This window comes from Pseudonocardia sp. NPDC046786, assembly GCF_040645415.1.
Classification (GTDB): Bacteria; Actinomycetota; Actinomycetes; order Mycobacteriales; family Pseudonocardiaceae; genus Pseudonocardia; species Pseudonocardia kongjuensis.
On sequence record NZ_JBEYYF010000023.1, the window covers coordinates 89,951 to 105,514 of the forward strand.

Consider the following 15,564-nt stretch of genomic DNA (forward strand, 5'->3'; position numbering starts at 1 on the left):
CGCCAGCCACAGCTTGACCCGACCCCGCCGATACCCGGCCCGAGAGCACACAACGTGGAAGAGCTGGACAAGACTAGCGACTCCCGCACGCCTCCTCGCCACAGCCATGATCATCGACCGACCAAGATCACCAACCCAAGCAGGTCTGCGGATCGAGGCTTAAGTATGCGGGCGCGCACGGGTGATGATCTCGCTGCCACCGAGTGGCTCCTCCCGCACCACAAGCGCTCCGTCGAGGAACCCACGGAGCGACTCGTGGGCGTCGAGCGGCAACACTGCGGCGACATACTGGTCCGGCCGAACGACGACCACGCAGCCGTCCCGATCGATTACCCGCGTGTCGAAGACGTCGTCCAGAGGATCCGCGCAGAACACCTTCTCGTGGTCCACGAGGAGGAAGGGCCCCTTGCGAGGCCGCAGCACCGGGGGGAGTTCCGGCGGTGAGACCTCTCTGCAAGACTGTTGCAGAACCGCCCGAACGTCCAGCACCGAGTCTGGCTCGGCGCCCGGCGGTGTGTATCGCGCGACGAGCAGCTCGATCCGCTCAGAGACCACCGCCAACGATCCGTGCGGCTCGGCTGGGTGCGTACGATCCGCGAAGACGTACAGCCGCCAAGCTCCATCGGCCTGGGCGGCATGGCCGAGCTGCATGGGCTTGGCGTCGGCGAGCCTCACGACGGGAGCCGAATGGAAGCGCCTACCTTGGGGAAAGCCCTCGGCCAGGTGCTGGTGTCCCGCACCGGCTGTCAGTGCCGACGGCGGGTACCGCACAGCGACCCCGGCGGTGAACCGCCCCTGCTCGCGGAAGTAGCGCTGGAAGGTCTCCGGCTCGGCGTCGCGGGAGGCGAACAGCGCGGCGAACTCGCGGTCGAACTCGATCAGCTGCCGCGCGACCTCCTGGCGCTCGCTCGAATAGGTACGCAGGATCGCGGAGGGTGCAGAGCCGCGCAGCACGGTGCCCAGCTTCCAGCCGAGGTTGAACGCATCCGCCATCGAGACGTTCATGCCTTGTCCCGCCTTCGCCGAGTGGGTGTGGCAGGCGTCCCCCGCTATGAACACCCGCGGCTCGTCGGTGGAGTCTGCGAAGCGATCGCACAGCCGCTGTGCCACTTGGTAGACCGACCACCACCCGACGTGCCGAACCTCCAGCGTGTAGGGATGCAGGATGTCGTTCACCGCCGCTTCGAGTCTGTCCGGCGTGACGTCGGCGGAGTCCGACTCCAACTCGACGTAGAGCCGCACGAGGTGGCCGCCCTCGCGCGGGATCACCAACAGACTTCCGTGGGACGACGTGATCGCGGACTTGAGTCGGATGTCGGGGAAGGTGGTGTCCACCAGGACGTCCATCACACCCCAACGCTGGTGGGCGAGATCGCCGTGGAGGCGTAGTCCGAGGGCGCGGCGTACTGCGCTTCGTGCGCCGTCGCACCCGACTGCGTATCGCGCGCGGATCGCGGAGGTCTCGCCCGTCGGCTCACCCTCCACCACGTGTTGCAGGGTGACCGTCACGGGGTGCTCCCTCCCGCCGTCGACACGCACGTCGACGGCGGACAGGCCGTGGAACGGCTCGGCCCTGCTCGGAGAGCGACGCACGTGCTCACGCAGGTAGTCCATCATCCGGGCCTGGTTGACGATCATGTGAGGCATCTCGGAGATGCCCTCCTCGACGTCCTCCACCCGTCCGGTCCGGACGATCGCGCTGGGATCGGCCTGATCCGGCCGCCAAAATGTCACCTCGTTGACCTGGTATCCCTCGGCGATGAGCGGGTCGGCCAGGCCGAACGCCTGGAACATCTCGACTGTCCGGCACGCCACTCCGTCGGCCTGACCGACCTCCAGGGGCCGGTCCCGCCGATCGACGACGACGACGTGGATCTCCGGAAAGGCGCGAGCTGTGCGGCGAGCACCAGGCCGGCCGGCCCTGCCCCGACGATCACGACATCCGCCGTCTCGGGGAGCCCGGGCGGGCGGGCGGCGGCGACGGGATCGGCGGGATGCAGCGCCGGGTCGCCGGGTCGGTAGCCCTCGAGGTGGAACTGCATCGTCGGCCGTCCTAGATCACGTAGGTCTCGAGCGTCTCCGGGGCGAAGAGCTCCTCCGGCGCAAGGCGCCGTGCAGTCAGTCCCTGCTCGTGCGCGTAGCGCAGGAACACCTCCAGCACGGCGCGGTTGGCGTCCACCCCGTAGGGCCAGAAGTCGCGGCCGAGCAGAGCTCGCGTGCGGTCCAGCTCGTCTGCCGCCCAGGGGAGCAGGTACGGGTTCGCCGCGACCTCCGCCACTCGCGCCTCGGCCCGCTCCTTCGCCTCCGCGAAGGCGTCGAACAGCGACCGCGCGGCCCACCGGTGGGCGGCGTAGACATCTCGCCGCAGCACCACGGTGTGCATGATCGGGAAGATCCCGGTCTCGGCGGCGAAGCGTTCCTCCTCGGCACGGGGATCGGTGAACAGCCGCCGCAGGGTGTCGCCCCCCGCAAGCATCGGGGCCGGGGTCCGCGGTGCGTACAAGGCGTCGAGGTCACCGCGGACAAGCATGCCGACGAGCGTCTTGCCGGCCGGGATCGGCGCCACGTCGATTCCCGCAGGAAGGTCGAGCGCCTGCTTCTCGATGCGACCCGGGGTGTGCATCCCGCCGGTGCGGTAGCGCACGGCGTCGACCGGCAGGCCGTGCCGGTCGGCGAGAATCCCACGGATCCAGACGTTGGCGGTGAGCTGGTACTCGGGTACGCCGACCACGCCGCCTGCCAGCTCGGCAGGCTCGTGGACGGAGCTGTCGGTCCGCACGTAGATTCCGTGGTGGCGGAACGCACGGGAGGGGAAGACCGGGATCGCGACGAGGTCCGGTTCCCGGGCGCTACTGAGGTGCGTCGCGTAGGACGACAGCGACATCTCCGCAGCGTCGAACTCGCGGTGCCGCAGCATCCGGAAGAAGGTCTCCTCGATCGGAAGCTCGAGGTAGGTCAGCGACAAACCCTCCGGCCGCACCCGCCCATCGGCGAGCGCGCGCGTGCGGTCGTAGTCCCAGCAGGCCAGAGTGATCGGAAGGTTCACCGCAGCTGCCGCACGAGGTAGTCCCAGGCTGCGCCCATGGCCCGCTCGGAGTAGATGTGCTCGCGTTTGGCGGCCGACTCCACCGGGTCCGACCAGGTCGGCCACCCTCCGAAACCCCGGGTGAACAGCTGCTGGCGGCAGGCCTGTTCCAGCACCACCGCTCGCACCGTGGCCGTCTGCAGGTCCGGGCCCACCACGACGATGCCATGGTTGACGAGGAACAGCGCGTCGGCGTTCCCGAGGGTCTCGGCGACCTCGCGGCCCAGATCGCGGGTGAGGATCAGGTCCGCGGTCCTGGTGAAGCGAGGCACGGCCGGCGGCACGAAGAGGTTCGCGGCGTGGCTGACCGGCAGCAGCTCCTGGGCGGTCGCGGCGAGCGCGACGGCGTGCAGCGGGTGCGTGTGTACCACGGCGCCCACGTCCGGGCGGGCTGCGAGGACCTCGGTGTGGATGGAGTACTCGCTGTGCCGAGCGCCTTCTCCGGAGAGCACGGCCCCGTCGGGGTCGACGAGCTGGACACGGTCCTGCGTGACCTCCCCTAGGCCCCATTCAGCTGCCTTGATCCAGCATCCCGCCTCGTCCCGAACCGAGGCGTGGCCCCAGATCAGGTCGTCGTGCCCTTGGGCGGCAAGTACGCGTGATGCCGTGGCCACCAGGTCTCGTGGATCATTCGCCATCAAAGAGCACTCCTCGTCGAGCTGTGAGTCAACACGGTCCTGAATCGACGACCCCGCCCAGCCGCGCCAGCTCGTGTCGCCATGCCGTGCCGGTGTTGAACCCGGAACCGAGGTCCGGCAGCTCGGCCATGTCCGCCTCCGGCAGGTCGACGAGCGTTCCGCCCGCGGCCTTGACCTGCAGCGACAGCCGGGCCAGCCCGTCCACCGAGACGGCCTGCAGGACCGCCTGCTCGACCGTGACGGCCGCGCTGGTCAGCCCGTGCCCGCGCAGCACGACGACGGGGCGGTCCCCCATCGACTCGACCATCTCCTCGGCCTGGGCCAGGGTCCGAATCAGCACGCCGCGCGGGTGCACCGGCACTCCCCCGGCGGCGAGCCGGGTGCCGGGGATGTCGAACGCGCCGACGATCGGCCGGATCTCGATCCCGGCCAGATCCGCCGCGACGACCTCCGGCGGATGGGCGTGCAGCACCGCCTCCACGTCCGGACGACGGCGCAGGACCTCGGTGTGCAGGGGCAGCTCGTTCGGCGGGGCCCAGCCCGCCAGCTCGCCCGGGGCGCCCTCGTTCCCATCCAGGTCCACCAGCCGGATGTCCTCCGGCACGGTGTAGCCGAGCCCGCGCTCCCGCGGCCCGCGACAGCGCACGAGCAGCAGGTTCTCGTCGATCCGCAGCGAGATGTGCCCGAGGATGCCGTCCGCCAGGCCGCGGCCCGCGATGACCCGACAGGCCTCGGCGATCAGCTCGCGCTGCTCCTTGAGGTCGGTCATCGCGCGGCCACCGGCCGGGCGGCCTCGACCTTGGCCTGGACCTCGGCGAAGTCCGTGGCCCCCGTCGTGAGAGCGCGCCTGCAGGTGATCAGGGCCTTGGCCCAGTTGACCGTGAGGGCACCGACGAACACCCCGTCCTCGGCGTAGAGCACCGCGAACTTCTCCGGGTCCGCGCCCTCGAGCCGGACGTGGGTGTCCCCGCCGGTCCGCCCGACGAGCCGGATCTTCCAATCGTACTGGTCGCTCCAGACGTACTCGACGGGCAGGTGGGGGCGCAGCTCCTCGGGGTGGGTGATGTTGTGCGCCACCACGACCGCTTGCTCGACGGCGTTGGTCCAATGCTCAAGTCGGACGGTGCGCTCGTAGCCGGGATGCCACCAGCGCGCGACGTCCCCGACCGCCCAGACGTGCGGGTCCTCGACCGAACGGCAGTGCTCGTCGCACAGCACCCCGTCGTCGACGGGGACGCTGCCTGCGAGCCACTCGTCGTTGGGCATCGCGCCGATGCCGACGACGGTCACCGCTGAGGGCAGCACGGTTCCGTCCGCGAGCTCGACCTCGCCCTCGCGGATGTCTGCGAGGCCGACCCCGAAGCGGGTCTTCACGCCGTGCCCGGTGTGCAGGTCCCCGAACAGCGCGGCGACCTCCTGGCTGAGCACCCGGGACAGCGGCACCGGGACGGGATCGACGACGGTGATGTCGGTGAGCCCCATGCCGACCGCAGTCGCGGCCACCTCGACGCCGACGAACCCGGCACCGACCACGACGATCGGGCCGCCCACGCGTAACGCCTCGGCCAGGGCCGTGGCGTCCGCGAGGGTCCGGACGACGTGCACCCCGGGCGGGGTGCCCCACGGCGAGGGCCGGGCCCGGGCGCCGGTGGCGACGACCAGGTCGTCGTACGGCAGCTCGGTCCCGTCCGCGAGCCTGACGGCCCCCTCGGCGACCCCGACGGCCGGGCTGCCGAGCACGAGCTCGATCTTCGCCTCGTCCGCGGCCTCCCGGGTGAGCAGGCAGACGCTCTCGGCGCTGGTCTTGCCGGACAGCAGGCCCTTGGAGAGCGGCGGCTTGTCGTACGGCAGCTCGGCCTCGTCTCCTACCAGGACGATCTCGCCGCCGTAGCCCGCCGCCCGCAGCGCCTGCGCCGTCCGCACCCCACCGACGGACGCGCCCACGATGACGGTGCGGGCCATCAGTCGTCCTCGATGGCCAGCGCGGACACCGGGCAGCTGCGGGCCGCCTCCTCCACCCGGGTCCGGTCGCCGTCCGCGATCGTGGTCTTGAGCAGCACCACGATCCCGTCGTCGTCGATGTCGAAGACGTCCTCGGCCCCGACCACGCAGTTCGCGTAGCCCTGGCAGGCCTCCAGATGGGCCTTCACGACAGCCATGTCGTCACTCCTTCTCGAAAGGTCTCAGGCCTTGGCGCCGATGCCGCCGTCGGGGTGCACGACGCCGCCGGTGATGCCGCGGGCGCGGTCCGACGCGAGGAAGACGTAGCTCCACGCGTGGTCCTCGCCGGACAGCGCCACCTGCAGCGGCACCCGCGCCGCCAGCTCCTCGGCCCGGCCGGGGGTGTCGTTGAGCCTGCGCTCGTCCAGCCCCAGGCTGCCGATCCCCCGCAGGTCGGTGCTCAGCGTCCCACCCGGCGCGACGCCGTTGACTCGGATCTCCGGGGCCAGCTCGTGCGCCATCGCGGTGACCAGCCCGCGGACCGCGAACTTGGTCGACACGTACAGCACGCCGCCGCGGCCGGGGTAGTACGCGGAGGTGGATTCGGTGAGCAGGATCGTGCCCCGGCTCTCCTTGAGCGAGGGCAGGGCCGCCTTGACCGAGTGCAGGTGGGTCTTGACGTTGACCCGGAAGATCTCGTCGAACGCCGCGTCGATCCGGTCCGCGTCCAGCTCGCCGATGCCACGGTAGAAGTCGAACACGCCGACGCAGTTGACCAGGACGTCCAGCCCGCCGAAGGTGTCGACGGCCAGGGCCACGGCCTCCTCGTTCGCCTCGCGGGTGGTCGCGTCCCCGACCACGATCGGCAGGCCCGGGATCTCCGCGGCCAGCTTCCCGCACTTGGCCTCGTCCCGCTCCAGGACGGCGACCTGGGCACCCTCCGCGCGGAAGGCGTCCACCACCGCCCGGCCGATCCCCGACCCGGCTCCCACGACGAGGACGCGCTTGCCCTCGAGCCAGTCACTCACGAGCTCTCCTCCTCGAACGACTCGAACACGGGGCCGAAGGGATGACCGATCATCGCCGAGAAGGTGTCGGCATTCTGCCAGGTCAGCGACTCGACCTCGAGCGGGCACAGGGCCACCCACTGCCCGGACTTGGGCGCCTCGATCAGCAGCCGGGCGCCGTTGCGGGTCTCCACGCGGGACACCCGGATCTCGGCGAACTCGTTCCCGACGCTGATCGACTCGCCCGTCTGGTGCGCCTTCAGGGCGGCGAGGTCCTCGGCCGCGCGGCGGGCCGCGGCGGCGTCGGTGTCCTCGCCCTCCCACTGGAGGCGACTCACAGGAAGACCGCCAGGTTCTGCGTCCGCAGCACCGAGTCGTCCACCAGGATCGTGCGGCGGGCGAGCTGCCAGCCGTCCCCGACCTTGCGCAGCAGGTCCTCGCGACCCGCGGAGATCACCGACGCCTCGCGGACGTCACCCCGGCTGCGGTAAAGCAGGATCGCGGTGTCCACGATCAGCTCGTCCGGGTTCGCGGTGGCGAAGGTCCGCACGTTGGTCACGTGGTGGCGCAGTCGCGAGGGCGGGTCCTCGGTCCAGGCGTGCTCGGTGAGGAACCGGGCGACGCGCCGGGACAGCGAGTACTTGTTCTCGTCGAAGTGCGCCATGTGCGGGGCGGAGTCGAAGCCCGCGGTCAGGGCCGTGGTGACCCGCACCGGCATGATGTAGTGGATGTCCTCGGTGAGGATGTCCAGCCAGTCCTCGTAGTTCTGCGCGTCGAGGATGTAGGCCTCCTCTACCATCCAGTGGTGGGCGGCGAGGTGGCGCGGATCGTCGAAGGGCAGGGACGAGCCGGTGCGCTGGGTGCGCGGGGCGTGCCCGCCGAGCCGGGACTGCTCGGAGTACGGGCCGCCGTTGCCGGTCGGCTTGGAGCCGACCCGCTCCTCGTCGGACTTGGGGGCGGTGGCCGCATCGAGGCTCACTGGGCACCCCCGGGGATGCCCGAGACCTCGACCTGCGAGACCTTCTCGACCGGCTTCTCCAGCAGGTCGGCCCAGCGGTCGAGCAGGTGGCGCTGGTTGTACTCGCCGTACCCGACGTGCGCCTCGCCCGGGCCCGCGTACTGATCGCGGCTCAGCGGCGCGACGACCTCGGTGCCGTCCTCCAGCAGCCCCATCCGGCTGTTGAGGAGCAACCGCCGGGCCATCGTCCCGGCGGCGGTGTTGGTCAGCGAGACCCAGTTCTCGACGTCGTCCTGCTCGAACATGCCGGTCGAGCCGAAGCACATCAGGTAGGCCTTGTAGGACAGCGCCTTGAACTCCTCGGGCGCCTCGGCGTCGACCGCGAACCAGGACAGGACCTCGGTCTCGTCCGGCCCCACCGGCTGCCAGGTGCGGATGGAGATGAAGGGCAGCACGTCCTCGGAGTCCTCGACCCGGGGCCAGTTGTGCACGAAGCTCATGTTCGGGAAGATCGACGCCGCCGAGATCATGAACCCGTCCCGGCCGATGACGTCGAGCTGGTCCTCCGACCACTGCTGCTTCATCTTCTCGATCATGACGTCCGGGTAGCCGACGTAGCGCAGCTTCTCCTCCAGCGTGCCTGGGGGCAGCTTGTAGGTGGTGCCGCCGCCGTTGCCCGCCCAATAGGTGTTGCCGTCCTTGCGCTTCTCCGCCTTGGGCTCGCGGAACAGCCCGATCTCGACGACCGAGGTGTGGGTCTGCGGGGTGTGGTACATGTCCCCGGCGAAGTTCTCGGCGCCGATCTTCCAGTTCGCCTTGACCCGCCAGCGCTGCGGCCCACGCAGCTCGATGCCGCTGCCGGACTGGCGCGTGTAGTAGTCCAGGAAGAACGTGAAGTCCCCGAGGTACTCCCGCAGCGGGATCGCGTCCGGGTCCATCGAGATGAAGATCAGGCCGTTGTAGGTGTCCAGCGAGGGCGCGGGCAGCAGGGTCTGGTCCTTGCGCTTGAAGCCCGCCTCGCCCCCGTAGGCGTCCTTGTGGAAGGGCAGCCCGACGATCCGGCCGTCGTTGCGGTAGGACCAGCCGTGGTACGGGCAACGGAAGTGGCTCGCGTTGCCCATCTCCGCGCGGCAGACCTGCATGCCGCGGTGCAGGCACATGTTGAACAGGGCGCGGATCTCGCCGTCCTCGCCGCGGGACAGGATGAAGGAGTCCTCGAGCACCCGGCGGACCACGTAGTCGCCCGTCTGCGGGATCTCCGACTCGTGCCCCACGAAGAGCCATGCCCGGCTGAACAGCCGCTCCTTCTCCAGGCGGAAGATCTCCTCGTCGTTGTAGATGTGCGCGGGGATCATCCCTCGGCGCACCTCTCCCAGCACGAGATCGAGGTCGGTCATCGGCGACTCCTTCTTCGTTCTCTGACCAACAGAGCAGTTATCCTAAAAACAGAATCGATGACCGCGCACTGTCTGTCAAGACGGCGCCGCACAGCACGACGCCCCCGCCCGGGACGATCCGGACGGGGGCGTCGTGGCCGGGCTCCGTCAGCTGTGCAGCACGGCTCCCGCCTCGCGAACGGTCTCGACCAGGGCGGTGCCGATCCGGGCCTGGTCCGTCTTGGTCAGCCGGGAGGTCGGCAGCGAGACGTTGAAGGCCAGCCGGGCGGGCGCGCGGGTCGGCGCGAAGGCCACGGCGACCGACGACACCCCCTCCTCGCTCTCCTCCGAGCTGACCGCATAGTCGCGCCTGCGCACCTGGTCCAGCTGCCGATCCAGGTCCGCCCGGTGATGGGAGTCCCGCAGGGGCTCAACTCGGTGGCCAACCAGCTCGCGGTGTACCGGCAGTCCCCGCCCGCGCTGCCACGGGACTCTCCCGTACGGCACAGTACGTCGGCGCGATGCTCGCCACCGCGATCCTCGCTCTCGCCTACACCGACGGGGCGAGCGATGCGGGCCTCACCGTCCTCGGGGCGGTGAGTGCCGGCGTCGCTGCACTCCTGATGGTGGTGACCGCCGCCGACCGGTCGCTCAGAGCGCGCTCGGCAGAATGAAGATCACCCAGGTGATGATTGGAGCCGTCGCGGCCATCCCGATCCCCCAGGCCAGCATCGTGCGGAACAGCCTGCGCCGCTCCTCCTCCGGGGCGTTCGCCAGGGTCAGCGCGCCGACCGAGGAGAAGGGCGTGGAGTCGACGACCGTAGCCGAGATGCACAGCGCAATGATCATCGCCGCGGCCCCGATCTGGCCCTGCACGACGAACGGCACGGCCAGCGGGATCAGCACCCCGAGCAGGCCCGCGCTGGAGGCGAAGGCCGAGGTGAACGCGGCCACCAGGCACAGCAGGAACGCGGTGAGCAGCGGCGCGCCGAGCCCGGCGATCCCGACCCCGACGATGTCCACGGTACCGTAGCGCTGCATCGCCCCGACGAACGTCACCACACCACAGATCAGGAGCACGACGCTCCACACGATCTTCTTGTCCGCCTCGGCGAACCGGGCCGGGAACACCGCGTGCAGCAGCGCCGCCGCGGCCAGCGCCAGGAAGCCGATCTCCAGATTGAACACCAGGGCGCCGACGGCCACCGCGACGATCACCAAGAGCGTGATGACCTGGTCGAACCGCAGCGGGACGCGCGGGGGCGCCTCGACCGCGACCCGACTGCGGACCATGGTGGTGCCGCCCTCGGCACCCGCCGCGACCGAACCACCCGAACCACCCGAGCCGCCAGTGGGGGCGTCGGTGACGGCACCGGCCGCGCCACCGGTGACGGCACCGCCGTCGGCGTCCCGCTCACCGCGGATCAGCTTGATCCCGCCGAACATCAGGTAGATGGCGACCGCGAGGCCCAGGTTGTAGGCGAAGCTGCCAAAGAACAGCACCGAGGCGGAGACCTCGAGCCCGTTCGCGCTCAGGGCCTGCCGGACGATCACGGCGAGGCCGTTGAGCGGCGAGAAGTTGCCCGCACAGGAGCCGTGCATGACCATCAGTGCGGTCATCCGGCGGTCGATGTTGTAGCGCGCGCCGAGCCGCAGGCAGAGCGGGGCGAGCATGGCGACACCGGCCGGGCCAAGCGCGCCTGCCGTGGTCGGGACGGCGGAGAACACGAAGATCATCCAGGGCACGACCGCCGGCCGGTCGCCCAGCAGGCCGGTGGCCCGGTCGATGAGCCACTCGATGGTCCCGTTCGTGGCGGCGAGCCCGAACAGGTACGTGACCCCTACGAGCAGCACGAACAGCTCGGGTGGGAACCCGTCGAGCAGCTCCCCGACCGACTCCCCCGCGACGAGGGTGCCGATCAGGAACGTGGCTATCAGCGCGAGCGCGCCGAGGTTGATCGGGCGCGACGTGCCGACCACGAAGATCAGGACGAGCGCCACGATGGCGATGACATGGATGGACACCGGTCTCCCTCGACTCGGTCCGCGAGCTCACCGGCGTCGGTGTCGCGGCGTGGTGGTGGTGCTGGCCAGTTTCTGTCTGACGGAAAAACCCTCTGCCATACACGTCGATTGTGTCAAGGTTCGGACACATTGACCTGCGCCCTGTGCCGGTCTAGTTTCTGTATGACAGAGTAGTATTCCTTTAAGTGGAGACTGTGGATGTCGACGACGATTGGCGCGGCGACCGTCGCCGAGCGCGAGTGGGCCCTACCGATCGGCGGCGCGATCCGCCCCGCCGAGCAGGGCCGCACCTACGAGGTCGAGGACCCCGCCACCGAGCTGACCCTGACCCGCGCGCCGGATGCCTCCCCCTCGGACGTCGACGAGGCGGTGCGCACCGCCTCGGACGCCGCCGCGCAGTGGCGCCAGGTGGACGTGCGGGAGCGCGGCAGGCGGCTGCGCTCCCTGGCCGAGGTGCTGCTCGCACACACCGACGAGCTCGCGATGCTGGACGCGCTGGACTCCGGCAACCCCGTCACCGCGATGCACAATGACGTGGCGTGGGGTGCCGAGGTCCTCGGCCTGTTCGCGGACTTCGCCTCCCACCTCGGCGGCTCGACCATCCCCGCCAGCCAGGAGAACCTGCACTACACGCGGCGCTCCCCCTTCGGCGTGGTCGCCCGGATCGTGCCGTTCAACCACCCGATCTTCTTCGCCACCTCCAAGGTCGCGGCGCCGCTGATGGCCGGGAACGCCGTCGTCCTCAAGCCCTCGGACATCACCCCGCTCTCCGCGCTGCGGCTCGGTGAGCTGGCCGAGGGGATCCTGCCGCCCGGCCTGTTCCAGGTCGTCACCGGCAGCGGGCCCGCGGCCTCCAGCGCGCTGGTCAAGCACCCGCTGGTGCGCCGGATCGGCTTCATCGGTTCGGACCGGGTGGGCCGGATCATCCAGCGGGACGCCGCGGAGGTGGGCGTCAAGGAGATCAGCCTGGAGCTCGGCGGCAAGAACGCGCTGATCGTCTGCCCGGACGCGGACCTCGACGCCGCCGCCATCGGGATCGTCAACGGGATGAACTTCGCCTGGTCGCAGGGCCAGTCCTGCGGCTCCACCTCCCGGGTGCTGCTGCACTCGTCGGTCGCCGACGAGGTGCTCGCCAAGGTGCTCGCGCAGGTCTCGGCCATCCCGATCGGGCTGCCTTCGAACCCGGCGACCCGAATGGGCCCGCTCGCCTCCCGCGCCCAGTACGACAAGGCGCGCTCCTACGTGGGCATCGCGACGGACGAGGGCGCCACCGTCGCCTACGGCGGGAACCGCCCGGAGGGCCTGGACAAAGGATACTTCCTGGAGCCCACCATCCTCACGGACGTGCGCGCCGGCATGCGGATCGAGCAGGAGGAGGTGTTCGGCCCGGTGATGTCGGTGCTGACCTTCGACGAGATCGACGAGGCCGTGCGGGTCGCGAACGGAGTCGAGTTCGGGCTGACCGGCAGCATATGGACCCGGGACGTCTCGACCGCGGTCACCCTCGCAGACCGGCTGGACGCGGGCTACGTCTGGATCAACGGCTCCTCCCGGCACTTCTGGGGGATGCCCTTCGGCGGCACCAAGTCCTCCGGGATCGGGCGCGAGGAGAGCATCGAGGAGCTGCTGTCCTACACCGAGCTCAAGGCGGTGAACATCCTTGTCTGAGACCCGCACCGGCTCGGACCTCGTCGCGGACTGCCTGGTCGCCGAGGGCGTCACGCACGTCTTCGGACTCCCCGGTACCACCGTGATGGACCTGATCGACGCTCTCGCCGAGCACCCGGACCTGCGCTACCTGTCCACCCGGCACGAGCAGGTCGCCGGCTTCATGGCGGACGGCTTCTCCCGCGCGGGCGGCGCCCCCGGAGTCTGCCTGGCCTCCCGCGGGCCTGGCGCGGCGAACCTCTCCATCGCCGTGCAGAACGCCCACGACGAGTCCGTCCCGATGGTGGCCCTGATCGGGCAGGTCCCCGGCTCGATCACCGAGCGGCGCTCGTTCGAGGAGATGGACGTCGTTGCGGCGTTCAAGCCCTTCTGCAAGTGGGTCGTGGAGATCCACGACGTGGAGCGAATCTCGGAGCTGCTACAGCGCGCGGTCCGTACCGCGGTGACCGGCAGGCCCGGCCCCGTCGTCGTGTCCCTGCCGCTGGACGTCCTCCAGGCGGGGACGGCGGCGGTCCCCGGCCCCCGCACCCGGGTGCACGCCCCGGCCCCCGCACCCGCGGGGATCGCGGAGGCCGCCGCGCTGCTCGCCGCGGCCGAGCGGCCCGCGATCATCGCGGGCGGCGGCGCGGGCGATCCGGCGGTCCTGCTGCGGCTCGCCGAGGCGGCGGGCGCCCCGCTCGTCACCACCTGGCTGCGCAAGGGCACCCTGCCAAACCCCGATCCGGCCTTCCTCGGCACCCTCGGCTACGGCGCGCATGAGGTGTCGGACCGGCTCGTCCGGGAGGCGGACGTCATCCTGGCGCTCGGCTGCCGGTTCTCCGAGTTCACTACCAAGCGCTGGACGCTGGTCCCGGACGCCGCCGCCCTGGTGCACGTCGACATCGACGCCGAGGAGCTCGGCCGGGTGTACCCGCCGCGTGTCGGGATCGTGTCGGACGCCGGTGCAGCGGCCGCCGCCCTAGCCGCAAGCCTGGCGGAGGTGGACCCGGAGGTGGACGGCCGCCGTCGGGCCCGGCGCACCGCGCTGCGCAAGGAGTACGACGAGGCCTGCGCCGTGCCCGCGGGCATCCCCACCGGGGCGGTCACCTCGGTGGCGCTGACCACCGCCATCCAGCGGCTCGTCGAGCGCGAGGGCGTGGTCGTGGTGCAGGACGTGCACACCTTCGGGCCGTGGATGGCCCGGCACGTCGCCGTCGACCGGCCGCGCAGCTACTACGGCTCCGCGGGCGGCGCGATGGCCTGGGGCTTCCCGGCCGCGATGGGCATGGCGATCGCCCGGCCCGAGGAGCGGATCGTCGCCCTGACTGGGGACGGCAGCTTCTGGATGGTCGGCCAGGACCTCGAGACGTGCGTGCGCGAGGCGATCCCGGTGGTCAACGTGATCGTCAACAACTACGCCTACGGCAACACCCGAGACCGGCAGCGTACCGCGCACGGCGGCCGCTACCACGGCGTCTTCCTGGAGAACCCGGACTTCGCCGAGTACGCCCGGATCACCGGGGCGCTCGGTATTCGGGTCACTCGGGACGAGGACCTCGCGGCGGCCTTCGAGGAGGCCCTGGCGTACCCGGGGCCGTCCATCGTGGACGTCGTGCAGGACAAGATGGAGGGGTTGCCGCCCGGTCTGGCGCCCCCGGTGGCCAAGTGAGTACAGCGCCGCTCCCCGCGAGCGTGCTGGTCGCCCGGACCGTGCTGGGCCCGGGCGACCGGCTCGCGGACTGGGCGGACCGGCTCGGGAGCGCGGCCGCCGCGGTGCCGGGGCACCTCGCGACCTACGTCGAGCGGGAGCAGTCCGGCGGCCGGGTCACGGTGCGGGTCGGGGTCACGTTCGCCTGCGCCGAGGACCTGCTGGCCTGGGAGCGCAGCCCGGTGCGGCACGCCCTGCTCGCCGAGGTCGCGGACCTGACGGACGAGCCGCCGCGCACGTTCGCCGTGGACGAACTCGCCCAGTGGACCCCGCGGCCGCCATCGAAGCTGCGCACGACGGTGCTGATCTGGGTCGCACTGTTCCCGATCGCGCTGCTGATGAATCATCTGGTCATGCCGGCTGTAGGGAGTTGGCCGGTGGTCGTGCGCACACTCCTCCTGACCGGGATCCTCGTTCCTGGCGTGGTGTTCGGCACCCTCCCCCTGCTCACTGGGGCCCTCGTCCGCCTACGGCGCTGAACAATACCGCTGAACAGAGGATTCCTCCGTAGAGCAGTAGTCAGACCGTTGCGCAGTGACTACTATCTGGTTGGTTCGGACGACATGAATCTTCCGGCGGGCCCTTCGGCGTCCGTCCCACGCTTCGTCGCTCGTCAACCGGCAACATGGAGGTTCCGGTGCTCCTTCCCGTCCGCGACGGATCATCCACTCTTCCCCGCACGATCGCCGACGGTGTGGACTGGCTCGGCGGCTGCCTGGAGCAGCGGCGGATTCTAGCCCCGGTCATTCATGGCGGTCGGTAGTTGATCTCTCGTTCATGATCGTCTCGGGTTCTCCGGATCGGGCGTGCGGGATCGTCCGGCCTGCGGCTGTGCCGGGTGCTCCGCTCCGTTCGTGTCGACTGGGGTGAGGGTTCAGCCCGCGGGGACGGGCAGTGAACTCTTTCCAACTTGATCTCAGTCGGTCTGGATCAGCACCGTCACCGCCTGGACCAGGGCGGTTGCGTGACCGGGGCAACTGCGGATCTTGCGGAGCACCTGCCACGACTTGAGCTGGGCATTCGCGCGTTCTCCCGGGCCGCGTTGACGGGCGTGCGCGACGTTGACCTGTTTCTGCGCCTGCGCCTGCGCCACCGACAGCCGCCGGTAGCGGCCGGTGTCCGGGTCGAGGCGACGACAGCGCTGCGGGACCCGGACCGCCGGACCGCCACCCTGATAGG

16 protein-coding genes and 1 pseudogene are annotated in these 15,564 nt (G+C 70.5%); 4 read left to right on the top strand and 13 right to left on the bottom strand.

Going from position 1 to position 15,564, the window contains the following annotated elements:
* Positions 1-159: 159 nt before the first annotated feature.
* The 11 genes from ABZ881_RS24415 to ABZ881_RS24465 all read right to left on the bottom strand — a co-directional run bounded on the left by ABZ881_RS24415 (position 160) and on the right by ABZ881_RS24465 (position 9,512).
* Entirely contained in the window at positions 160-1,875 is a 1,716-nt protein-coding gene (locus ABZ881_RS24415; protein ID WP_358487911.1) for an FAD-dependent monooxygenase, read from the bottom strand.
* 178 nt (positions 1,876-2,053) lie between these two features.
* The gene (locus ABZ881_RS24420) at positions 2,054-3,046 is read right to left on the bottom strand and encodes an ABC transporter substrate-binding protein (protein ID WP_358487885.1); all 993 of its coding nucleotides are present in this window, start codon (positions 3,044-3,046) and stop codon (positions 2,054-2,056) included.
* Positions 3,043-3,723 carry a class II aldolase/adducin family protein gene (locus ABZ881_RS24425; protein WP_358487886.1) on the bottom strand — a complete coding sequence of 227 codons (681 nt, stop codon included), beginning with the start codon at positions 3,721-3,723 and terminating at the stop codon, positions 3,043-3,045. Before ABZ881_RS24425 ends, ABZ881_RS24420 begins: the two co-directional genes overlap by 4 nt.
* A 28-nt stretch (positions 3,724-3,751) precedes the next feature.
* A complete protein-coding gene (locus tag ABZ881_RS24430; protein ID WP_358487887.1) occupies positions 3,752-4,492 on the bottom strand; it encodes a class II aldolase/adducin family protein in 741 nt (246 codons plus the stop codon).
* Positions 4,489-5,685, bottom strand: a complete 1,197-nt coding sequence (locus ABZ881_RS24435; RefSeq protein WP_358487889.1) for an FAD-dependent oxidoreductase — start codon at positions 5,683-5,685, stop codon at positions 4,489-4,491. The genes ABZ881_RS24430 and ABZ881_RS24435 overlap by 4 nt, the downstream gene beginning before the upstream one ends.
* Positions 5,685-5,882 (bottom strand): ferredoxin, encoded by a 198-nt coding sequence (locus ABZ881_RS24440; protein ID WP_358487890.1) that lies wholly within the window; start codon positions 5,880-5,882, stop codon positions 5,685-5,687. The genes ABZ881_RS24435 and ABZ881_RS24440 overlap by 1 nt, the downstream gene beginning before the upstream one ends.
* Before the next feature lie 24 nt (positions 5,883-5,906).
* Complete coding sequence (gene hcaB, locus ABZ881_RS24445; RefSeq protein ID WP_358487892.1) at positions 5,907-6,692, bottom strand: 3-(cis-5,6-dihydroxycyclohexa-1,3-dien-1-yl)propanoate dehydrogenase; 786 nt, start codon at positions 6,690-6,692, stop codon at positions 5,907-5,909.
* Positions 6,689-7,009: a hypothetical protein gene (locus ABZ881_RS24450; protein WP_358487893.1), complete on the bottom strand. Its 321-nt coding sequence runs from the start codon at positions 7,007-7,009 to the stop codon at positions 6,689-6,691. Before ABZ881_RS24450 ends, hcaB begins: the two co-directional genes overlap by 4 nt.
* Positions 7,006-7,650: a 3-phenylpropionate/cinnamic acid dioxygenase subunit beta gene (locus tag ABZ881_RS24455; RefSeq protein ID WP_358487895.1), complete on the bottom strand. Its 645-nt coding sequence runs from the start codon at positions 7,648-7,650 to the stop codon at positions 7,006-7,008. The genes ABZ881_RS24450 and ABZ881_RS24455 overlap by 4 nt, the downstream gene beginning before the upstream one ends.
* Complete coding sequence (locus tag ABZ881_RS24460; protein WP_358487896.1) at positions 7,647-9,026, bottom strand: Rieske 2Fe-2S domain-containing protein; 1,380 nt, start codon at positions 9,024-9,026, stop codon at positions 7,647-7,649. Before ABZ881_RS24460 ends, ABZ881_RS24455 begins: the two co-directional genes overlap by 4 nt.
* Positions 9,027-9,173: 147 nt before the next feature.
* Complete coding sequence (locus tag ABZ881_RS24465) at positions 9,174-9,512, bottom strand: IclR family transcriptional regulator C-terminal domain-containing protein (protein ID WP_358487897.1); 339 nt, start codon at positions 9,510-9,512, stop codon at positions 9,174-9,176.
* A 14-nt stretch (positions 9,513-9,526) separates the two neighbouring features.
* On the opposite strand from ABZ881_RS24465, the gene ABZ881_RS24470 reads away from it, so the two are divergent.
* Positions 9,527-9,679, top strand: coding sequence for a hypothetical protein (locus ABZ881_RS24470; protein WP_358487899.1), 153 nt, complete (start codon positions 9,527-9,529; stop codon positions 9,677-9,679).
* On the opposite strand, the gene ABZ881_RS24475 is transcribed toward ABZ881_RS24470, so the two are convergent.
* Entirely contained in the window at positions 9,657-11,030 is a 1,374-nt protein-coding gene (locus ABZ881_RS24475) for an SLC13 family permease (protein WP_358487900.1), read from the bottom strand. The two genes, ABZ881_RS24470 and ABZ881_RS24475, sit on opposite strands and share 23 nt — an antisense overlap.
* Before the next feature lie 198 nt (positions 11,031-11,228).
* On the opposite strand from ABZ881_RS24475, the gene ABZ881_RS24480 reads away from it, so the two are divergent.
* From ABZ881_RS24480 to ABZ881_RS24490, 3 genes are read left to right on the top strand one after another with little or no spacing between them, the layout of a single operon-like run.
* On the top strand, positions 11,229-12,698 hold the full coding sequence (locus ABZ881_RS24480; protein WP_358487901.1) for an aldehyde dehydrogenase family protein: 1,470 nt from the start codon (positions 11,229-11,231) through the stop codon (positions 12,696-12,698).
* On the top strand, positions 12,691-14,346 hold the full coding sequence (locus ABZ881_RS24485; RefSeq protein ID WP_358487903.1) for a thiamine pyrophosphate-binding protein: 1,656 nt from the start codon (positions 12,691-12,693) through the stop codon (positions 14,344-14,346). Before ABZ881_RS24480 ends, ABZ881_RS24485 begins: the two co-directional genes overlap by 8 nt.
* The gene (locus ABZ881_RS24490; RefSeq protein WP_358487904.1) at positions 14,343-14,864 is read left to right on the top strand and encodes a hypothetical protein; all 522 of its coding nucleotides are present in this window, start codon (positions 14,343-14,345) and stop codon (positions 14,862-14,864) included. The genes ABZ881_RS24485 and ABZ881_RS24490 overlap by 4 nt, the downstream gene beginning before the upstream one ends.
* 437 nt (positions 14,865-15,301) lie before the next feature.
* Here the strand turns inward: ABZ881_RS24490 and ABZ881_RS24495 are convergent.
* Positions 15,302-15,564: pseudogene (locus ABZ881_RS24495) on the bottom strand (IS5/IS1182 family transposase); the annotation flags it as partial.

What these genes read in the sequence shown, in the direction of transcription:
- ABZ881_RS24435 (WP_358487889.1), bottom strand. Translation starts at nt 5,685, where the DNA reads ATGGCCCGCACCGTCATCGTGGGCGCGTCCGTCGGTGGGGTGCGGACG.
- ABZ881_RS24440 (WP_358487890.1), bottom strand. Translation starts at nt 5,882, where the DNA reads ATGGCTGTCGTGAAGGCCCATCTGGAGGCCTGCCAGGGCTACGCGAAC.
- ABZ881_RS24460 (WP_358487896.1), bottom strand. Translation starts at nt 9,026, where the DNA reads ATGACCGACCTCGATCTCGTGCTGGGAGAGGTGCGCCGAGGGATGATC.
- ABZ881_RS24470 (WP_358487899.1), top strand. Translation starts at nt 9,527, where the DNA reads ATGCTCGCCACCGCGATCCTCGCTCTCGCCTACACCGACGGGGCGAGC.
- ABZ881_RS24425 (WP_358487886.1), bottom strand. Translation starts at nt 3,723, where the DNA reads ATGGCGAATGATCCACGAGACCTGGTGGCCACGGCATCACGCGTACTT.
- ABZ881_RS24430 (WP_358487887.1), bottom strand. Translation starts at nt 4,492, where the DNA reads ATGACCGACCTCAAGGAGCAGCGCGAGCTGATCGCCGAGGCCTGTCGG.
- ABZ881_RS24480 (WP_358487901.1), top strand. Translation starts at nt 11,229, where the DNA reads ATGTCGACGACGATTGGCGCGGCGACCGTCGCCGAGCGCGAGTGGGCC.